Source organism: Pseudomonas sp. URMO17WK12:I7, from assembly GCF_003269045.1.
Taxonomy (GTDB): domain Bacteria; phylum Pseudomonadota; class Gammaproteobacteria; order Pseudomonadales; family Pseudomonadaceae; genus Aquipseudomonas; species Aquipseudomonas putida_J.
Map to the genome: position 1 here is coordinate 112,723 of NZ_QLTL01000004.1, position 14,626 is coordinate 127,348.

The following is a 14,626-nucleotide window of genomic DNA, read 5'->3' on the forward strand; positions in this document are numbered from 1 at the left end:
CTAACAAGTCAGGTTGCCCATGCCCCTCGACCGGCTCCCTCCCCTGAACGCCGTGCGCGCCTTTGAGGCCGCTGCGCGCCTGGGCAGCTACGTCGCCGCCGCCCAGGCATTGCATGTGACCCAGCCCGCCATCGGCCGGCATGTGAAGATTCTCGAAGACTGGCTGGGCGTGCGCCTGCTCGACCGCTCGCCGCGGGGCGTGAGCCTGACCCCGGAAGGCGCCTATTACTACCAATCCGTCTCGGAGGCCTTGAAGATGCTGGCCCATGCCGGCCAGGTGGTGGGCCGCCGGGTAACCGAGCGCTGGCTGCGGATCCTGTGCGTGCCGGCCTTCGCCTCGCGCTGGCTGACCCCGCGTATCGAAGCGCTCAAGGCCCTGCGCCCGGAGCTGAAGATCGCCATCGAACCCAACGCCACCTTCACCAGCGTCGATGCCCGCCAGGCGGACCTGGCCATCGCCTATGGCTTGCCAGGGGAATTGTCGGGGGTGCACGAAGTGCTGATCCGCCCGGAGGTGTTTGCCGTCTGCTCACCCGCTTTCAGGGCGACGCTGCCCTTGGCGCTGGCGGTGGCCGACCTGCCCAGGTGCAAACTGATCCATGTCGACAGTGGCAGCTGGTGGAGCAGCTGGTTCGCCGCCCAAGGCATACGGCAATGCGTCAAGGCCGACACCTCCCATGTGAGCAACGACATTGTGCTGAACCTGGCCAAGGCGGGGCACGGCATTGCCTTGGCCACCGAAGTGCTGGTGGCACAAGAGCTGGCCGACGGCAGCCTGGTACGCTGCGTGGCCCAAGGGGTGGCACTGGAAAGTTACCAGGTGCTGAGCCCGACACCCACGCCCGGTGAGGATGCGCTGTGGTTCATGGCCTGGCTGCGGGAGAACCTGCGCGGCAGCTTCCCGAACGCCGCGTGCTGAAGCCGGCGTTCGTGCGGGAACAGGGCAAGGCGTTCGCCAACTGCCCAGCCTGAGCAAAGCTTGCAGCAGACGCCACCCTTTGTTGGAGCGGCCTTGTGTCGCCAAAGGGCCGCAAAGCGGCCCCAATCTCAGCCACACCGCCGGGATCGCCGGGGCCGCGCTGCGGCCCTTTCGCGACACAAGGCCGCTCCAACAAGGGCTTCGCTTGCTGGCATGGCCCACTTGCCTCAACACGACCTGCAATACGACACGTGCCCGCTGGCGATTGTCTTTCCCGCACGCTGCCGCCACACTCTGCTGGCCAGCCAGGAAGCGGAGTCCAGAGTGCCCACCCCACGCCAGTTCAGCAAGAAGACCAGCACCAGCAACATGCTGCGGCTCAAGGCCAGCGCCGCAAGCCCCGAGGCCCCCTACCGCGTCGACTTCATCCTGCTCGAACATTTTTCGATGGCCAGCTTCACCGTGGCCTTGGACGTGCTGGTCACCGCCAACCTGCTGCGCGCCGACAGCTTCCGCTTCACCCCGCTGTCACTCAAGGGTGATCGGGTGCTGAGCGACCTGGGCCTGGAACTGGTCGCCAGCGAGCTGTCCGCCAACGCACTCAAGGAACTCGACCTGCTGATCGTCTGCGGCGGCCTGCGTACGCCGCTGAAATACCCCGAGCTCGACCGTTTGCTGGGCGACTGCGCGGCCCACGGCATGGCCCTGGGCGGGCTGTGGAACGGCGCCTGGTTCCTCGGCCGTGCCGGCGTACTCGACGACTACGGCTGCAGCATCCACCCCGAACAGCGCGCCAGCCTGTCCGAACGCAGCCCGCAAACCCGCATCACCCCGGCCAGCTTCACCCTCGACCGCGACCGCCTCAGTGCCGCCAGCCCCAATGGCGCCATGGAGCTGATGCTCGGCCTGGTGCGCCGCCTGTACGGCGACGGCCTGGCCGAGGGCGTGGAAGAAATCCTGTCGTTCTCTGGCGCGCGCTACCGCCAGGTCGGCCCTGGGGCGAAAAAGTCCATGAGCCTGCACTTGCGCACCATTGTCGAGCTGATGGAAAACAACCTCGAAGAAACCCTCAGCCTCGACCAACTGGCCGCCTACAGCGGCCGTTCACGCCGGCAGATCGACCGGTTGTTCCAGGCCCAGCTCGGTACTTCACCGCGGCGCTATTACATGGAGCTGCGCATCACCAAGAGCCGCCGCCTGCTGCAGTATTCCGACCTGTCGGTGATGGAAGTGGCAGTGGCTTGCGGCTTCGTTTCGGTGTCGCACTTCAGCAAGTGCTACGCCGCCTACTTCGGCTACCCGCCGTCACGCGAGCAACGGCTGGGCGAGTAAGAAAAGTCAGGCGCGGATGTAGCTCAGTACCACGTCGCAGATCATCTGCCGGTGGCGCTGCTTGACCTGCTCGTCGGCCAGGTCGATCTGGAAGATGTCGCCGAAGGTGTGGCGGTTGGACACCCGATAGAAGCAGAACGAACTCATCAGCATGTGCAGGTCGATGACCTCGATGCCTGGGCGGAACACGCCCGCTTTCACGCCACGCTCCAGGGTGCTGCTCAACGCCTGCAGCACCAGGCTGCTCATCTCGCGGATGGCCGGGGACTTCTTGACGTATTCGCCGTAGTGGATGTTCTCGGTGCAGACCATGCGCACGAAATCGACGTTGCGGTCGTGGTGGTCGAAGGTGAACTCGGCCAACCGGCGAATCGCCTGCTCGGCCGGCAGCGACTCCAGGTCCAGGCTCTGCTCGGTCTTGCGGATATCGCCGTAGAGCTTGACCAGGCACTCGACGTACAGCTGCTCCTTGCTGCCGAAGTAGTAGTAGATCATGCGCTTGGAAGTGGCCGTGCGCTCGGCGATGGCGTCCACGCGCGCGCCCGCCAGGCCCTGCTGGACGAACTCGTTGATGGCGGCCTGGAGGATGTCCTCGCGGGTTTTCTCGGGGTTGTTCTTGCGCGGTTGGCGCGTAGCCGAGGGTTCAGGCGGGCTGAGGGGGGCTACGGGGTCGGTCATGGGGGCTCACGGGGTGATTATTGGAATTGGGTAGGGATTATCCGTGAGTGGGGGGATGCAGGGAAGCGGCGCTTTGGCTAAGGGGGCAATTGAAATGCTGGTTGCGGGGCTGTTCAGGTAAATCCTGACCCGGCACATTACCTGAATACAAACGGTTCGTACGGGTAGCAGCAAAAGCGTGCATCGGACGTACAACATAGTCAGGGGCTGCCGCGCGTCCAGAGCCCGTGCACATCTCTACTTTCCGGTGCCTATCAACGCCGTCATGCTAAAGTGCCACCCCACTGTGGAGCCTAACAGGGGTTGAAGAAGCTTGGCCGCTTCAACTCACCTGCATGTCAAGGAAAGCCTGTTTAAATGTTAAGAACCTTAAATAAATTCACGCAACTCCTTCCATTCAATGAACGGGCAATCATAGGGCTCGGAATAATTGTAGTCACATTTTATTGCTTATTTAATATACAATTTTTTCCGACCGGACTTACAATTGGAGACACACTAGTCTTCGTATTTGCCGCCACTTTTTTTGGCATTTTTTATAGCTATTGGGTACTCATGAGCCTTTGCATGATGTACTACATCCTCTACCCTTTCTGCAAGCAGATACATGGCATCTCGAGCATAAAAGAAAGAGCACTGAATGGCTGTCTTGGCGTATTTATATTGCTACTCCAAATTCTTGCAGCCATCGCCGTCAGCATACTTCTGAAGGACGCTTATGCTTGGCTCCATATCTTGATTGCAGGTATTTTTTCAGGTTTGTCCCTGACGTTAGCTCTCTTTGTAGTAGGCAGACCCTCCGCAGAAACCAATCAATCCACCCAGCGCTTGCAATCTGCTGAAACCCAAACCGTTTCCTCCCGAACGGCGAAAATTATGGGGCTTCGCCCTCAAAACGTCTTTCGACTATTTCTCGTTCTGGTAGGTATATTACTACCTGCTCTACTTGGGCACGCACTCACTAACCTGTTCATTGAAGGCTCGATCGCAAAGATGGGCCTGAGCCGCAAACATGTCTCACTCGTGCTGGACGACCAAAACTATCACGCACTCAAGTCCGCTGCAGAGGCATTCGCACTTCCGATTCTTGACTGCAACCTGGAAAATGACAAAGCGCATATCATTCATAACGTCAACCTTCTATGGCACGGCGTCGGCAGTCGAAGCTTGGTCGCAATAACGGTACGCCGTAAGTCCGGAAACGAAACATTCCGTTTTGAACTGAAATCTGAAGGTATCTGGGTCATTGAAGCTGGCCAGTCACGAACCCTTGAAGGCTGCCTGCCTGTTGAGGCGAGCATTGACTTTGACTCCTACTTCTCCACCCCCAGCCGGCTGGGTGATGCTGAAACAAAAAGTCTGAGTGCTAGGGTAAGTGCTTCCGATTTAGCCATTCACAAGGTATCAGTGACTGGCCACGCCGATGCGATGCCTGTCAATTCCCGGAACGACTCCAACCGAGATCTTTCTCAACGGCGGGCAGAGTATATCGCCCGCCTGCTTCCCTCTGCAGCAGGCTCCGAATATGTGAGTGTGATAGGCGCTGGCATTAAGCATGAGTACTTTTCTTGCTTCGGGCAGAAATCTGGTGAGTCGCTTCGCGACTGCCTGGCGCCAGACAGAAGCGCATCTGTGAGGTTGCTGCTGAAGAATCAGCCTTCCCCCGAGTCCCGGAATTATTTTTTGGCAGATACACTGTTCCAAGCCACGGACTATGCGCTGTACATGGCAACGGTTGCGCATTACGCCGTACGCCTGCGATGAAAGTTTTGACGTCTCACGTCGCGCAAGTGTGTAGCGTCTTGCGTATGGAATATCTTGTCGACCTCAACTTTAGCCACGGGTTCGTGCAGGTTCTCGACAAGCGCCTGCCACTGCCAAACAGCACCGGTGCCAGGGCAATTTCCAGTTCATCGATGGCATCCATGCGCAAGTACTGCTGTATTACGTCCGCGCCGCCGGAGATGCGGATATCGCGCCCGCCTGCAACTTCCTTCGCCTTGGCGAGGGCTTGCGCTGGCCCATCGTTGCAGAAATGGAACGTCGTGCCGCCTGGGCGCACCCAGGGTTCGCGCTTTTCGTGGGTGAGCACGTATACCGGGCAATGGAACGGAGCTTCTTCCGGCCAACTGCGCTCACCCTGGTCGAACATGCGTTTGCCCATGATGGCGGCACCGGTACGCTCCATGGTATGGCGGAGCCTATCGTTGACCGGGCCGGTTTCGCCGCCCGAGGCGAACATCAGGTTCTCGCGGAAGTACTGCTGCTTGAGGATCCAGCTCATCAACTCCCCCCACCTGGCGCCCCAGTGCTTGTACTCGGGGCTGTCCCAGTGCGCCATATCCATGCCTTCCGGGGCCATGTAGCCATCAAGGGTCAGGCCGATGTTGACGAATACCTTGCTCATGATTGCCCTCTCGCTTCGAAGGGTTCACGTCATCTGACTACATGGCACACACGCATAGATGACCAGGACTTGAGCCCCGATGACGTGTAATTGCCAATCGGGCTGTTGCGCCATGGAACTAAGCCACAGCCTTAGCCCCCTAATCCTGTGCGATAAGCCCAATGCCATTTACAGGAAGGTTTGATCAATCATGAAACGTGAACAGATCGAAGGTGTAGCAGAGAAAGTAGCCGGCAAAGCGCAGAGCGCAGCTGGCAAGTGGCTGGAAGACCCGGCACTGGAAGCTGAGGGGGATGCGCGCCAGGCATCGGGCCAGCTCACTAAAAGCTATGGTGATGCACTGGATAACGTTTCGGCTTTTGTAAGGGAGAAACCGCTGACGTCGCTTGCCGTGGCAGCAGGGCTTGCGCTGGTTGTCAGCCGCCTGTTGCGGCGCTGATTACCAGCGCAAGGCGCTGGGGCCTCAGACACTGCGCTTGCTTGATCGACGGCAACGTTCAGAACAGTAGCGCACCTGGTCCCAGCACCGCGCCCAGCGCTTGCGCCAGCTGAACGGCAGGCCACAGACGGGGCAGATCTTGCTTGGCACAGGCTTGTTCATCTTCGTGTGTCAATGTGTGCCTGATGGCATACGGCGGAAGAACAAGCTGATCTGCCCGACCTCAACGCCCAGTTTGCTCATCCGGGTGCGGTTGACCAGGGTGTCTTCGTCCATCAGGTACATCCAGTCATCCATGTCCATGGTCCAGTGCCGGCCATCGACCGGCAGGTCCAGCTGATACCGCCACTGCAGGGCATTACCCGCCACCACGCCAGTTGCCTCGCCAATCACGTCACCAGCGGTGCCGCGCCAGCGGTTCGGGCCGTCGGGGGTCAGCGTCCAGGTGCGCTGCTGGCGCGTGCCATCGCTGTACAGGAAGTGCTCGTCAAGGATCAACCGCTCGCCTTCACGGCGGCTGTCGATGCGCACCTGGAAGCGCTTGACCACTTCGCCCGAGCGCTTCTGGAAAATGCCCCAGGCTTGAACCGGCTGCGAAAAGAACGCAACCAGATCCAGGCGCGGCTGCTCCTGGGCATAGTGCTCGACACCCACCTTGCAACTGCCCAGCAGCAGGCAGGCGACCACAAGCAACGCCTTGTACATACTTCGCCCTCCTCACTCGTTTGCGGCAACCCCCAACAGACGCTCGCGCAGCTGCGCATCGCGGGACCGGGGGTCCAGCCAGATGGCAAAGAACGCACGGGCCAGGACCGGGTCGGTTACTTCCTGGCTGAGCTGGCCATCGACATAGAAGCGGCAACCGTAGCCGGGAAGATACAGCCCGGTGATGCGTGTGCCGGGACGCACATCCACGAAGGCTTCAGTCAGGGTGGCCGCCCATCGCTCGACGGTATCGCTGGCCAATGGTGGCTTCGCCAGCCGTTGCATTTCTTCGATGCTGGCCTGTACCAAGGTGTTCCGGGAAAGCGCCCGGTGGTAGGTCAACTCGAGAGCGAACGGCTCGTTCCAGGTCCAGGCAGCACCCGCGCGCCACAGGCGGGCGGTGTAGAGACGAAGGCCGAACCAGGTGAAATCGCCGCTGCCGGACAGTTGCGCGGCAGGCAGGGATGAACGCCAGTCTGCAGAGGCGGGCTGAGCCAGGATCATCAGAATGACCAACGCGAGTGGGTTGATGGCCGACGGTCTGAGTGCCACGGGCGCTGCACCAGGAAGCGATTTCTATACAAGGATAGTTTTATGTATAGCTTTTTGAGGTTTTTTTCTAAGGCCCGGCACTACCCCTGTGGGAGCGGCGGTGCGGCGATCCGACTTGCCCGCGAACACCGGCGAAGCCGGTGCCCTGCACCGACTCGCCTTTTTCGCGGGCAAGCGCGCTCCCACAGGATGGGGGAACAGGCAACTCAACCGATGATCACAAGACCGGCTTGCGCACCGCCCCGCTACGCCGCTTGGCCATCGCCGCCAGGCGCACCGCGACGTTCGCCGCACCATACCCGGCATAGCCACCCTTGCGCTGGATGATCTCGAAGAAGAAGCGCTCTTCGAACGGCTCGGTATACACGTGGAACAGCTCGCCACCTTGGGCGTCACGGTCGTACAGCACGTTGTAGTACGCAAGTTCGCTGAGGAACTCGTCGTTGAAATCGAAGCGCGCCGCGAGGTCATCGTAGTAGTTCAGCGGGATCTCCAGCAAAGGCACGCCGGACTCCTTCGCCCGCGCCACTTCGCTGAAGATGTCTGCGCAATCGAAGGCGATGTGGTGCACACCCGAACCGCGATAGCTGGACAGCGCATGGGCAATGGCGGTGTTGCGGTTCTCCGAGATGTTCAGCGGCAGGCGCAGGCTGCCGCACTGGCTGCGCAAGGCGCGGCTCTTGACCAGGCCGTACGGGTCGGGCAGCACCACCTCGTCGTCGGCGGCAAAGTCGAACAGGCTCTTGTAGAACAGCACCCAGCTGTCCAGCGACTCTGCTGGCAGCGCCAGGGCCATGTGATCGATACGCTGCAGACCGCCGCTGGCATTGGCGGCCGGGTCCAGGCGGAAGTCGGTGTCGTACAGCGACGGCCCCTCCTTGCCCTGTTCCACCAGGTAGATCAGGCTGCCGTCGGGCGCGCGCACGGCCGGCACTTCGCATTCGTTGGGGCCGACCAGGCCACGGAATGGCTGGCCACGGAAGTCGGTGGCACGCTGCAGCGCAGCATGCTCGTCCTTCACCCGCAGGGCGGTGGCGCACAGCGACGGGCCGTGGGCCTCGAAGAAGTTGTGGCCGAAAGAGTACGGCTCGGCATTGAGCACGATGTTGATGTCGTTCTGGCGCAGCAGGCGCACGTCCTTGCTGCGGTGCTTGCCGGCTTCGGCAAAGCCCAGGCGCTTGAGCCAGCTGCCCAGGCGCGCGCCGACGGCCTCGTCGACGGCGAATTCGAGGAATTCCACGCCGTCATAGGCGCTGGCAGCCGGCGGAGTGAACAGCACGCCCGGCTCAATGGCAGTACCTTCCTGCTCCAGGCGCAGGCGGGTCTGCTCTTCGAGGTACAGCAACGAGCGCAGGCCGTCGGCGGCATTCTGCCGTGGCGGCGCGGCGCGGAAGCCGTCATTGAAGATTTCCAGCGACAGCGGGCCGCGGTAGCCGGTGGCGAGGATCGGCGCAAGGAAGCCGGCCAGGTCCATTTCGCCCTGGCCCGGGAAGTTACGGAAGTGGCGGCTCCACTCCAGCACATCCATGTTCAGGATTGGCGCGTCGGCCATCTGCACGAAGAAGATCTTGTCGCCGGGGATGTCGCGGATCGCCGCCGGATCGCCTTTGAGCGACAGGGTGTGGAAGCTGTCGAGAATCACCCCCAGCGCCGGGTGGTCGGCCTGGCGCACCAGGTTCCACACTTGCTGGTAGGTATTGACGTGGCGGCCCCAGGCCAAGGCTTCGTAGCCGATGCGCAGGCCGCGTTTGCCGGCGTGCTCGCCGAGCAGGCGCAGGTCATCCACCAGGATCTGTTCATCACCCAGGGCATCGGCCTGGACGTTGCTGCACACCAGCACCAGGTCGGTGCCCAGCTCTTGCATCAGGTCGAACTTGCGCTCGGCGCGGTCGATGTTCTTCTGCAGGCGGTCGCGGCGGCAACCCTCGAAATCACGAAACGGCTGAAACAGGGTGATGGCAATGCCAAGGTCGGCGCACATCTGCCGCACTTCACGCGGGCTGCCGGCGTAGTACAACAGGTCGTTCTCGAAGATCTCGACGCCGTCGAAACCGGCGGCGGCGATGGCTTCGAGCTTTTCCGGCAGGGTGCCGCTCAAGGACACGGTGGCTATCGAACGCTGCATGGAGGAGTTCCTTGTTATTGGACGGACGACGGGCCGAAACCCCACGGGGTTCCTGGCACTGTTGATTATTCGCAGGTACAGTCTGCCCGGCAATCTGTTTGTACGGAATGGTTAGTTTTGCGTTCGATTACCGCACAAAACCGATTTTGGCGAATTGATTCGCTGCCAACCCTAAGCAAACATGAACCCAGACGCAGGCACACCGACCGCCCTCTTCTGCCCCGACGGTCGCTCGGCACACCTGCGCAGACACGCCCAACGTCACAACATAATAAGTTCAATAAACCGGGTACCGACCTATGCACACCTCCATCGCCTTGCGATCCGCACCTGCTCGTTCGTCCTCCCTTTGCAGACACCGCCTGCGATCGCTCGCGCTATAACGCACGCCCTACTCCCGACAAGCGATCGCACCCCTCTGGCCGCCCTTGGCGACGCCAGCCGTGCGGCGACCTACAAGAACAACGGAGACAACGATGGCCCACTCAAGCTCTCAAGCCAAGAAAGCGACCGCCAGCGGATGGATTGGCTCGGCACTCGAATACTACGATTTCTTCATCTATGCCCAGGCTGCGGCGCTGATCTTCCCGCAGATCTTCTTCCCCAACACCGACCCGAAAATGGCCATCATCGCCTCGCTGGCTACCTATGGTGTGGGCTACCTGGCGCGCCCGGTCGGGGCCTTTGTGCTTGGCCATTGGGGTGACACCCGCGGGCGCAAGAACGTGCTGCTGCTGTGCATGTTCCTGATGGGCCTGTCGACCATGGCCGTCGGCCTGCTGCCGACCTACCACGACATCGGCCTGCTGGCCCCGGCCTTGCTAGTGGTGCTGCGCCTGGTCCAAGGCTTTGCCGTGGCCGGCGAAATCTCCGGGGCCAGTTCGATGATCATGGAACATGCCCCGTTCGGCCGGCGTGGCTACTACGCCAGCTTCACCCTGCAGGGTGTGCAGGCCGGCCAGGTGCTGGCGGCGGCGGTGTTCCTGCCACTGGCTTACTTCATGCCCAGCGAAGCCTTCAACGACTGGGGCTGGCGCATTCCGTTCCTGATGAGCGCCTTCGTGCTGGTCGCAGGCTTCATCATCCGTAAGGAAGTGCACGAAACCCCGGCGTTCGTGAAGGAAGAGAAACAGGACAAGGTTGCCAAGTCGCCGATCAGCGAAGCCTTCCGCCACAGCTGGAAGCACATGGTGCTGGTGATGTTCATGGCCCTGATGAACGTCATCCCGGTGGTCGCCACCATCTTCGGCGCGGCCTACGCGGTGCAGCCGGCCTATGGCATCGGCTTCGACAAGAGCGTGTACCTGTGGATTCCGGTGGTGGGCAACATCGTCGCGGTGCTGGTGATTCCGTTCGTGGGCAACCTGTCCGACAAGATCGGCCGCCGCCCGACCATGATCGCTGGCTGCCTGGGCTCTGGCCTGCTGGCGTTCGTCTACCTGTATGCGATCAGCATCCAGAACGTGCCGATGGCCTTCGCCGCGTCGATCGTGATGTGGGGCATGGTCTACCAGGGCTACAACGCGGTGTTCCCAAGCTTCTATCCAGAGCTGTTCCACACCCGCTATCGCGTATCGGCCATGGCCATCGCACAGAACATCGGCACCATGCTGACTGCCATGCTGCCGGCGCTGTTCGCCCTGGTGGCGCCACCGGGCTCGGACAACATTCCGCTGGTGATCGGTGGCCTGGCGTTCTTCATCACCTGCGTGTGTGCACTGGCGGCCTACATTGCGCCGGAGACCCACCGCATGGCGATGGAAGACCTGGGTAATCCAGACGCCAAGCCGATGGACAAAGATGCCTTTGAGGCCAGCCGCAAGGGTAGCTTTCAGGCTGTGAGCCACTGATAAATCGCAATGGGCCGCCTTGCGGCCCATTCGCGGGCAAGCCCGCTCCCACAGGGATATCACAGGCCTGTGGAAGCGGGCTTGCCCGCGAATGGGCTGCAAGGCAGCCTCAGCGATATCAGCCTGCAACCACTTCCTGCAGGTTCCGCCAAAGCTTCTCCAGATGCTCCCGCTCGGTCGGCAAGGCCCCCACCGAAACCCGCACCATCCACCGCCCTTCCAGCGTCGCCGGCGTCACATACGCCACCCCGGACGCATTCAACCGCTCAGCCCAAGCCTTGGTATGCGCATCCAGCGCCTCCCCTTCCACCCCCACCGGCCGATGGCGAATGCACAACGTCTGCAACTGCACCGGCGCCAGCACTTCCCACTCCGCCGCCGCTTCCACCTGTTGCGCCAGCCAGCGCGCATTCTCCAGGTCCCGCCGCAGGCGCTGCTGCAACGCCTCGACCCCTTCGCTGCGCAACATGAACCACAACTTCAACGCACGGAACCGCCGCCCCAGTGGAATCCCCCAATCCCGCAGGTTCTTCACCTCACCATCCACCGCCGATTGCAAATAACTCGGGTTGGTGCTCATCACCCGGATCAGGTGCTGTGGATCGCGCACGTAGTAAATCGAACAATCGAACGCCACACCCAGCCACTTGTGCGCATTGACTACCACCGAGTCGGCCAGCTCGATGCCATCCCACATCCAGCGGCATTCCGGCAGGATCATCGCCGAGCCGGCCATGGCCGAGTCGACATGCAGCCACAGCCCGTTGGCCTGGGCGATTTCGCCGATCGGGCGCAGCGGGTCGAGGGCGGTGGTGGTCGTGGTGCCCGTGGTGGCGACCACGGCACACGGCTGGTTGCCGGCTGCCAGGTCCTGTTCGATGGCAGCCTGCAGCGCCTCCGGGCGCATGGCGAACTGCTCGTCGGTGGCGATCAGGCGGATGTTGGCGCGACCGAAACCGGCCAGCAGTGCGGCCTTGTCCACCGAGCTGTGGGCATGGGCACTGACATAGACGATCAGCGGCTTGGCCTCGGCCTGCAGGCCGCCACGTACCAGTGCATAGTCGGTGGCGCGCTCACGGGCACTGATCAGCGCCACCAGGGTGCTGGTGGATGCGGTGTCCTGGATCACCCCGCTCCACTGGGCCGACAGGCCGAGCAGCTGGCGCAGCCAGTCAAGGGTGGTTTCCTCCAGCTCGCTCAGCGCCGGGCTGGATTGCCACGACAGGCCCAGCACACCGAGGCCGGTGCTGAGGAAGTCGCCGAGCACCGACGACAGGGTGCCGTTGGACGGGAAGTAGCCGTAGAAGTCCGGGTGCTGCCAGTGCGACAGGCCAGGCATGACCAGTCGATTGACGTCTTCAAGGATGGCTTCGAACGGCTCGCCCTGCTGTGGGGCGCCTTGTGGCAACTGGGCCTTGAGGTAGCCCGGCTCGACCTGGGCCATGACCGGGCGCTCACCGACGGATTGGCGGTAGTCGGCGATCAGGTCGATCAGCTGGTGGCCGTACTGGCGGAATTGTTCTGGGGTCACACGCGCTCTCCTGTGGCTTATCTTCTGTCTGCGCCGGCCTTTTCGCGGGTAAACCCGCTCCCACAGGATCACCACAGGTCTTCAGAGCAGTGGAACACCTGTGGGAGCGGGTTTACCCGCGAAGAGGCCGGCGCAGACCACACAATGCCCCCAGTCTAGGCGCCTGCGCCCAGGCAGATAACCCCGCTTTGCGCATACCTGCTATGGCAATTGCGCAACGGCGCCCTGCACACCGAACTGCGACTGGCGCCACAGCTCGAACACCCGGTTACGCAACCAGCGGTGCTCGGCCGAAGCCTGCAAGCGCTGATGCCACACCACCCAATAGCGCTGGGTATGCTCGACAAACCCCAACGGCCGCCACGCCAGCCCATGCAGGCGGCACAGCTGCCGGGCGATGTGCTCGGGCACGGTGGCCAGCGCCTGACTATTGCCGAGCACCTGCACGGTGGCCGAGAAGAACGGCACTTCCAGGCTGATCCGCCGCTGCAAACCCTGGGCGCGCAGGTGGCGATCGATGAAGCTGTCCTTGTCGCCACCGCCGGAAATGCGCACGTGCTTATAGGCCAGGTAATCGTCCTGCCCAAGCACCTGCAGAGCGGTCAACGGATGATCCCGGCGCATCAGGCACACTGCGCGGTCTTCACCGAGCAGGCGACCATGCAGGTTGGGCGGCGATTCGTCGAACAAGGTGGTGGCCAGGTCGATCTCGCCGCTGGCCAGCAAGGCGTACTGCCCGGCCTGCCAGGTGCGGTAGTCGATGGACACCCCCGGCGCTTCCTGCTCCAGCGCAGCCACCAGCAGCGGCAGCATGTGCTCGGCCACGTAGTCGGAGGCGGCCAGGCAAAAGCGCCGCTCGCAGCGGGCCGGGTCGAAGGTGGCGGGTTGGCGCAGAGCCTGGAGCTCTTCGAGCACCTGGCGCAGGGGCTCGACCAGCGCCTCGGCGTGTTCGCTGAGCACATAGCCGCGGCCTTGGCGTACCAGCAGCGGGTCGTCGAAGGCTTCACGCAGATGGGCCAGCTGGCGGCTCAGGGCCGATTGGCTGACGCCCAGGCGGTCGGCGGCGTGGCTGAGGTTCTTGAGCTGCAGGAGGCAGTCGAGGGTGCGCAGGTGGGCGAGGCTGAGGGAGGCGAAGGTGGGGTTCATCGGTGTTCGGCTCCGGATTGCTGGCGAGGGCTTCGCCCTCGTGTCGCGACACAAGGCCGCGTCTACAGGACAGCGCGCCACATTTGACAGCGGCGCTGCACCTGTCGGAGCGGCCTTGCGTCGCGAAAGGGCCGCAAAGCGGCCCCAGCGATTAAGCGGTCAGGCCAACGTAGACGTTCTGCACGTCATCGTTCTCGTCGATCGCTTCGAGGAACGCCTCAACCTCGGCCAGCGCTTCAGCACTCAGGCTGGCCGCGCTCACCGGGTTTTTCGGGGTGTAGCCGATCTTTGCCGAAGTGACAGTGAAGCCATGGTCCGGCAGCGCCTTCTGCACGGCATCCAGGTCGGTGGTATCGGTGATGAACAGGGTCGAACCCTCTTCTTCACCTTCCTCGAAGTCCTGGGCACCGGCTTCGATGGCGGCCATTTCCGGGTCGGCATCGCCTTCCGGAGTGGCTTCGATCAGGCCGACGTGGTTGAAGTCCCAGGTCACCGAGCCGCTGGCGCCCAGCTGGCCCTTGCGGAACAGCACGCGGATCTGGGCCACGGTGCGGTTGACGTTGTCGGTCAGGCACTCGACGATCAGTGGCACCTGGTGCGGGGCGAAGCCCTCGTAGCTGACGGCATGGTACTGCACCGCCTCGCCGTCCAGGCCTGCGCCTTTCTTGATCGCACGCTCAAGGGTCTCACGGGTCATCGACGCTTTCTTGGCCTGGACGATGGCCAGGCGCAGGCGCGGGTTCATGTCCGGATCGGCGCCGGACTTGGCCGCGATCTGAATTTCCTTGGCCAGCTTGCCCATGATCTTGCCCTTGGCGTTGGCAGCTGTTTCTCTATGTTTGGCTTTCCACTGTGCGCCCATGTCGACTCTCTTTGTTTCAGCGGCCGGTTCAGGAAGCGACCGGCCAAAAGTGGGAGCAGTTTATACGCCCTCGGGCAGTG

14 protein-coding genes are annotated in these 14,626 nt (G+C 62.4%); 5 read left to right on the plus strand and 9 right to left on the minus strand.

Going from position 1 to position 14,626, the window contains the following annotated elements:
- Positions 1–19: 19 nt before the first annotated feature.
- Both H040_RS06435 and H040_RS06440 read left to right on the plus strand, forming a co-directional pair.
- Positions 20–919 carry a LysR substrate-binding domain-containing protein gene (locus tag H040_RS06435; protein WP_027920413.1) on the plus strand — a complete coding sequence of 300 codons (900 nt, stop codon included), beginning with the start codon at positions 20–22 and terminating at the stop codon, positions 917–919.
- 324 nt (positions 920–1,243) lie between these two features.
- Entirely contained in the window at positions 1,244–2,251 is a 1,008-nt protein-coding gene (locus H040_RS06440) for a GlxA family transcriptional regulator (protein WP_027920414.1), read from the plus strand.
- Positions 2,252–2,257: 6 nt separating this feature from the next.
- On the opposite strand, the gene H040_RS06445 is transcribed toward H040_RS06440, so the two are convergent.
- The gene (locus H040_RS06445; RefSeq protein ID WP_027920415.1) at positions 2,258–2,929 is read right to left on the minus strand and encodes a TetR/AcrR family transcriptional regulator; all 672 of its coding nucleotides are present in this window, start codon (positions 2,927–2,929) and stop codon (positions 2,258–2,260) included.
- A gap of 567 nt (positions 2,930–3,496) precedes the next feature.
- Between H040_RS06445 and H040_RS06450 the strand changes: the two genes are divergently transcribed.
- The gene (locus H040_RS06450; protein WP_085205636.1) at positions 3,497–4,693 is read left to right on the plus strand and encodes an OmpA family protein; all 1,197 of its coding nucleotides are present in this window, start codon (positions 3,497–3,499) and stop codon (positions 4,691–4,693) included.
- Positions 4,694–4,706: 13 nt separating this feature from the next.
- On the opposite strand, the gene H040_RS06455 is transcribed toward H040_RS06450, so the two are convergent.
- Complete coding sequence (locus H040_RS06455) at positions 4,707–5,336, minus strand: dihydrofolate reductase family protein (protein WP_256208118.1); 630 nt, start codon at positions 5,334–5,336, stop codon at positions 4,707–4,709.
- A gap of 190 nt (positions 5,337–5,526) precedes the next feature.
- Here H040_RS06455 and H040_RS06460 point away from each other — a divergent pair, with 190 nt between their 5' ends.
- A complete protein-coding gene (locus H040_RS06460) occupies positions 5,527–5,775 on the plus strand; it encodes a CsbD family protein (protein ID WP_027920417.1) in 249 nt (82 codons plus the stop codon).
- A 24-nt stretch (positions 5,776–5,799) separates the two neighbouring features.
- On the opposite strand, the gene H040_RS06465 is transcribed toward H040_RS06460, so the two are convergent.
- The 4 genes from H040_RS06465 to quiC all read right to left on the minus strand — a co-directional run bounded on the left by H040_RS06465 (position 5,800) and on the right by quiC (position 9,157).
- A complete protein-coding gene (locus tag H040_RS06465; protein WP_079230518.1) occupies positions 5,800–5,937 on the minus strand; it encodes a DUF2256 domain-containing protein in 138 nt (45 codons plus the stop codon).
- A 9-nt stretch (positions 5,938–5,946) separates the two neighbouring features.
- A complete protein-coding gene (locus H040_RS06470; protein ID WP_027920418.1) occupies positions 5,947–6,480 on the minus strand; it encodes a DUF3833 domain-containing protein in 534 nt (177 codons plus the stop codon).
- Positions 6,481–6,492: 12 nt separating this feature from the next.
- Positions 6,493–6,984, minus strand: coding sequence for a chalcone isomerase family protein (locus tag H040_RS06475; protein ID WP_050437261.1), 492 nt, complete (start codon positions 6,982–6,984; stop codon positions 6,493–6,495).
- Positions 6,985–7,249: 265 nt separating this feature from the next.
- Positions 7,250–9,157: a 3-dehydroshikimate dehydratase QuiC gene (gene quiC / locus H040_RS06480; protein ID WP_027920420.1), complete on the minus strand. Its 1,908-nt coding sequence runs from the start codon at positions 9,155–9,157 to the stop codon at positions 7,250–7,252.
- Between the two features lie 476 nt (positions 9,158–9,633).
- On the opposite strand from quiC, the gene H040_RS06485 reads away from it, so the two are divergent.
- Positions 9,634–11,007, plus strand: coding sequence for an MFS transporter (locus H040_RS06485; protein WP_027920421.1), 1,374 nt, complete (start codon positions 9,634–9,636; stop codon positions 11,005–11,007).
- A 118-nt stretch (positions 11,008–11,125) separates the two neighbouring features.
- Here the strand turns inward: H040_RS06485 and H040_RS06490 are convergent, their stop codons facing one another.
- The 3 genes from H040_RS06490 to H040_RS06500 form a co-directional block, all read right to left on the minus strand.
- The gene (locus H040_RS06490) at positions 11,126–12,538 is read right to left on the minus strand and encodes a DOPA decarboxylase (RefSeq protein ID WP_027920422.1); all 1,413 of its coding nucleotides are present in this window, start codon (positions 12,536–12,538) and stop codon (positions 11,126–11,128) included.
- 201 nt (positions 12,539–12,739) lie between these two features.
- On the minus strand, positions 12,740–13,684 hold the full coding sequence (locus H040_RS06495) for a LysR family transcriptional regulator (protein WP_027920423.1): 945 nt from the start codon (positions 13,682–13,684) through the stop codon (positions 12,740–12,742).
- Between the two features lie 151 nt (positions 13,685–13,835).
- Positions 13,836–14,546, minus strand: coding sequence for a YebC/PmpR family DNA-binding transcriptional regulator (locus H040_RS06500; RefSeq protein WP_027920424.1), 711 nt, complete (start codon positions 14,544–14,546; stop codon positions 13,836–13,838).
- Positions 14,547–14,626 lie beyond the last annotated feature (80 nt).

What these genes read in the sequence shown, in the direction of transcription:
- H040_RS06485 (WP_027920421.1), top strand. Translation starts at nt 9,634, where the DNA reads ATGGCCCACTCAAGCTCTCAAGCCAAGAAAGCGACCGCCAGCGGATGG.
- H040_RS06455 (WP_256208118.1), bottom strand. Translation starts at nt 5,336, where the DNA reads ATGAGCAAGGTATTCGTCAACATCGGCCTGACCCTTGATGGCTACATG.
- H040_RS06475 (WP_050437261.1), bottom strand. Translation starts at nt 6,984, where the DNA reads ATGATCCTGGCTCAGCCCGCCTCTGCAGACTGGCGTTCATCCCTGCCT.
- H040_RS06470 (WP_027920418.1), bottom strand. Translation starts at nt 6,480, where the DNA reads ATGTACAAGGCGTTGCTTGTGGTCGCCTGCCTGCTGCTGGGCAGTTGC.
- H040_RS06435 (WP_027920413.1), top strand. Translation starts at nt 20, where the DNA reads ATGCCCCTCGACCGGCTCCCTCCCCTGAACGCCGTGCGCGCCTTTGAG.
- H040_RS06445 (WP_027920415.1), bottom strand. Translation starts at nt 2,929, where the DNA reads ATGACCGACCCCGTAGCCCCCCTCAGCCCGCCTGAACCCTCGGCTACG.
- H040_RS06450 (WP_085205636.1), top strand. Translation starts at nt 3,497, where the DNA reads ATGATGTACTACATCCTCTACCCTTTCTGCAAGCAGATACATGGCATC.
- H040_RS06500 (WP_027920424.1), bottom strand. Translation starts at nt 14,546, where the DNA reads ATGGGCGCACAGTGGAAAGCCAAACATAGAGAAACAGCTGCCAACGCC.
- H040_RS06465 (WP_079230518.1), bottom strand. Translation starts at nt 5,937, where the DNA reads ATGAACAAGCCTGTGCCAAGCAAGATCTGCCCCGTCTGTGGCCTGCCG.
- quiC (WP_027920420.1), bottom strand. Translation starts at nt 9,157, where the DNA reads ATGCAGCGTTCGATAGCCACCGTGTCCTTGAGCGGCACCCTGCCGGAA.
- H040_RS06495 (WP_027920423.1), bottom strand. Translation starts at nt 13,684, where the DNA reads ATGAACCCCACCTTCGCCTCCCTCAGCCTCGCCCACCTGCGCACCCTC.
- H040_RS06460 (WP_027920417.1), top strand. Translation starts at nt 5,527, where the DNA reads ATGAAACGTGAACAGATCGAAGGTGTAGCAGAGAAAGTAGCCGGCAAA.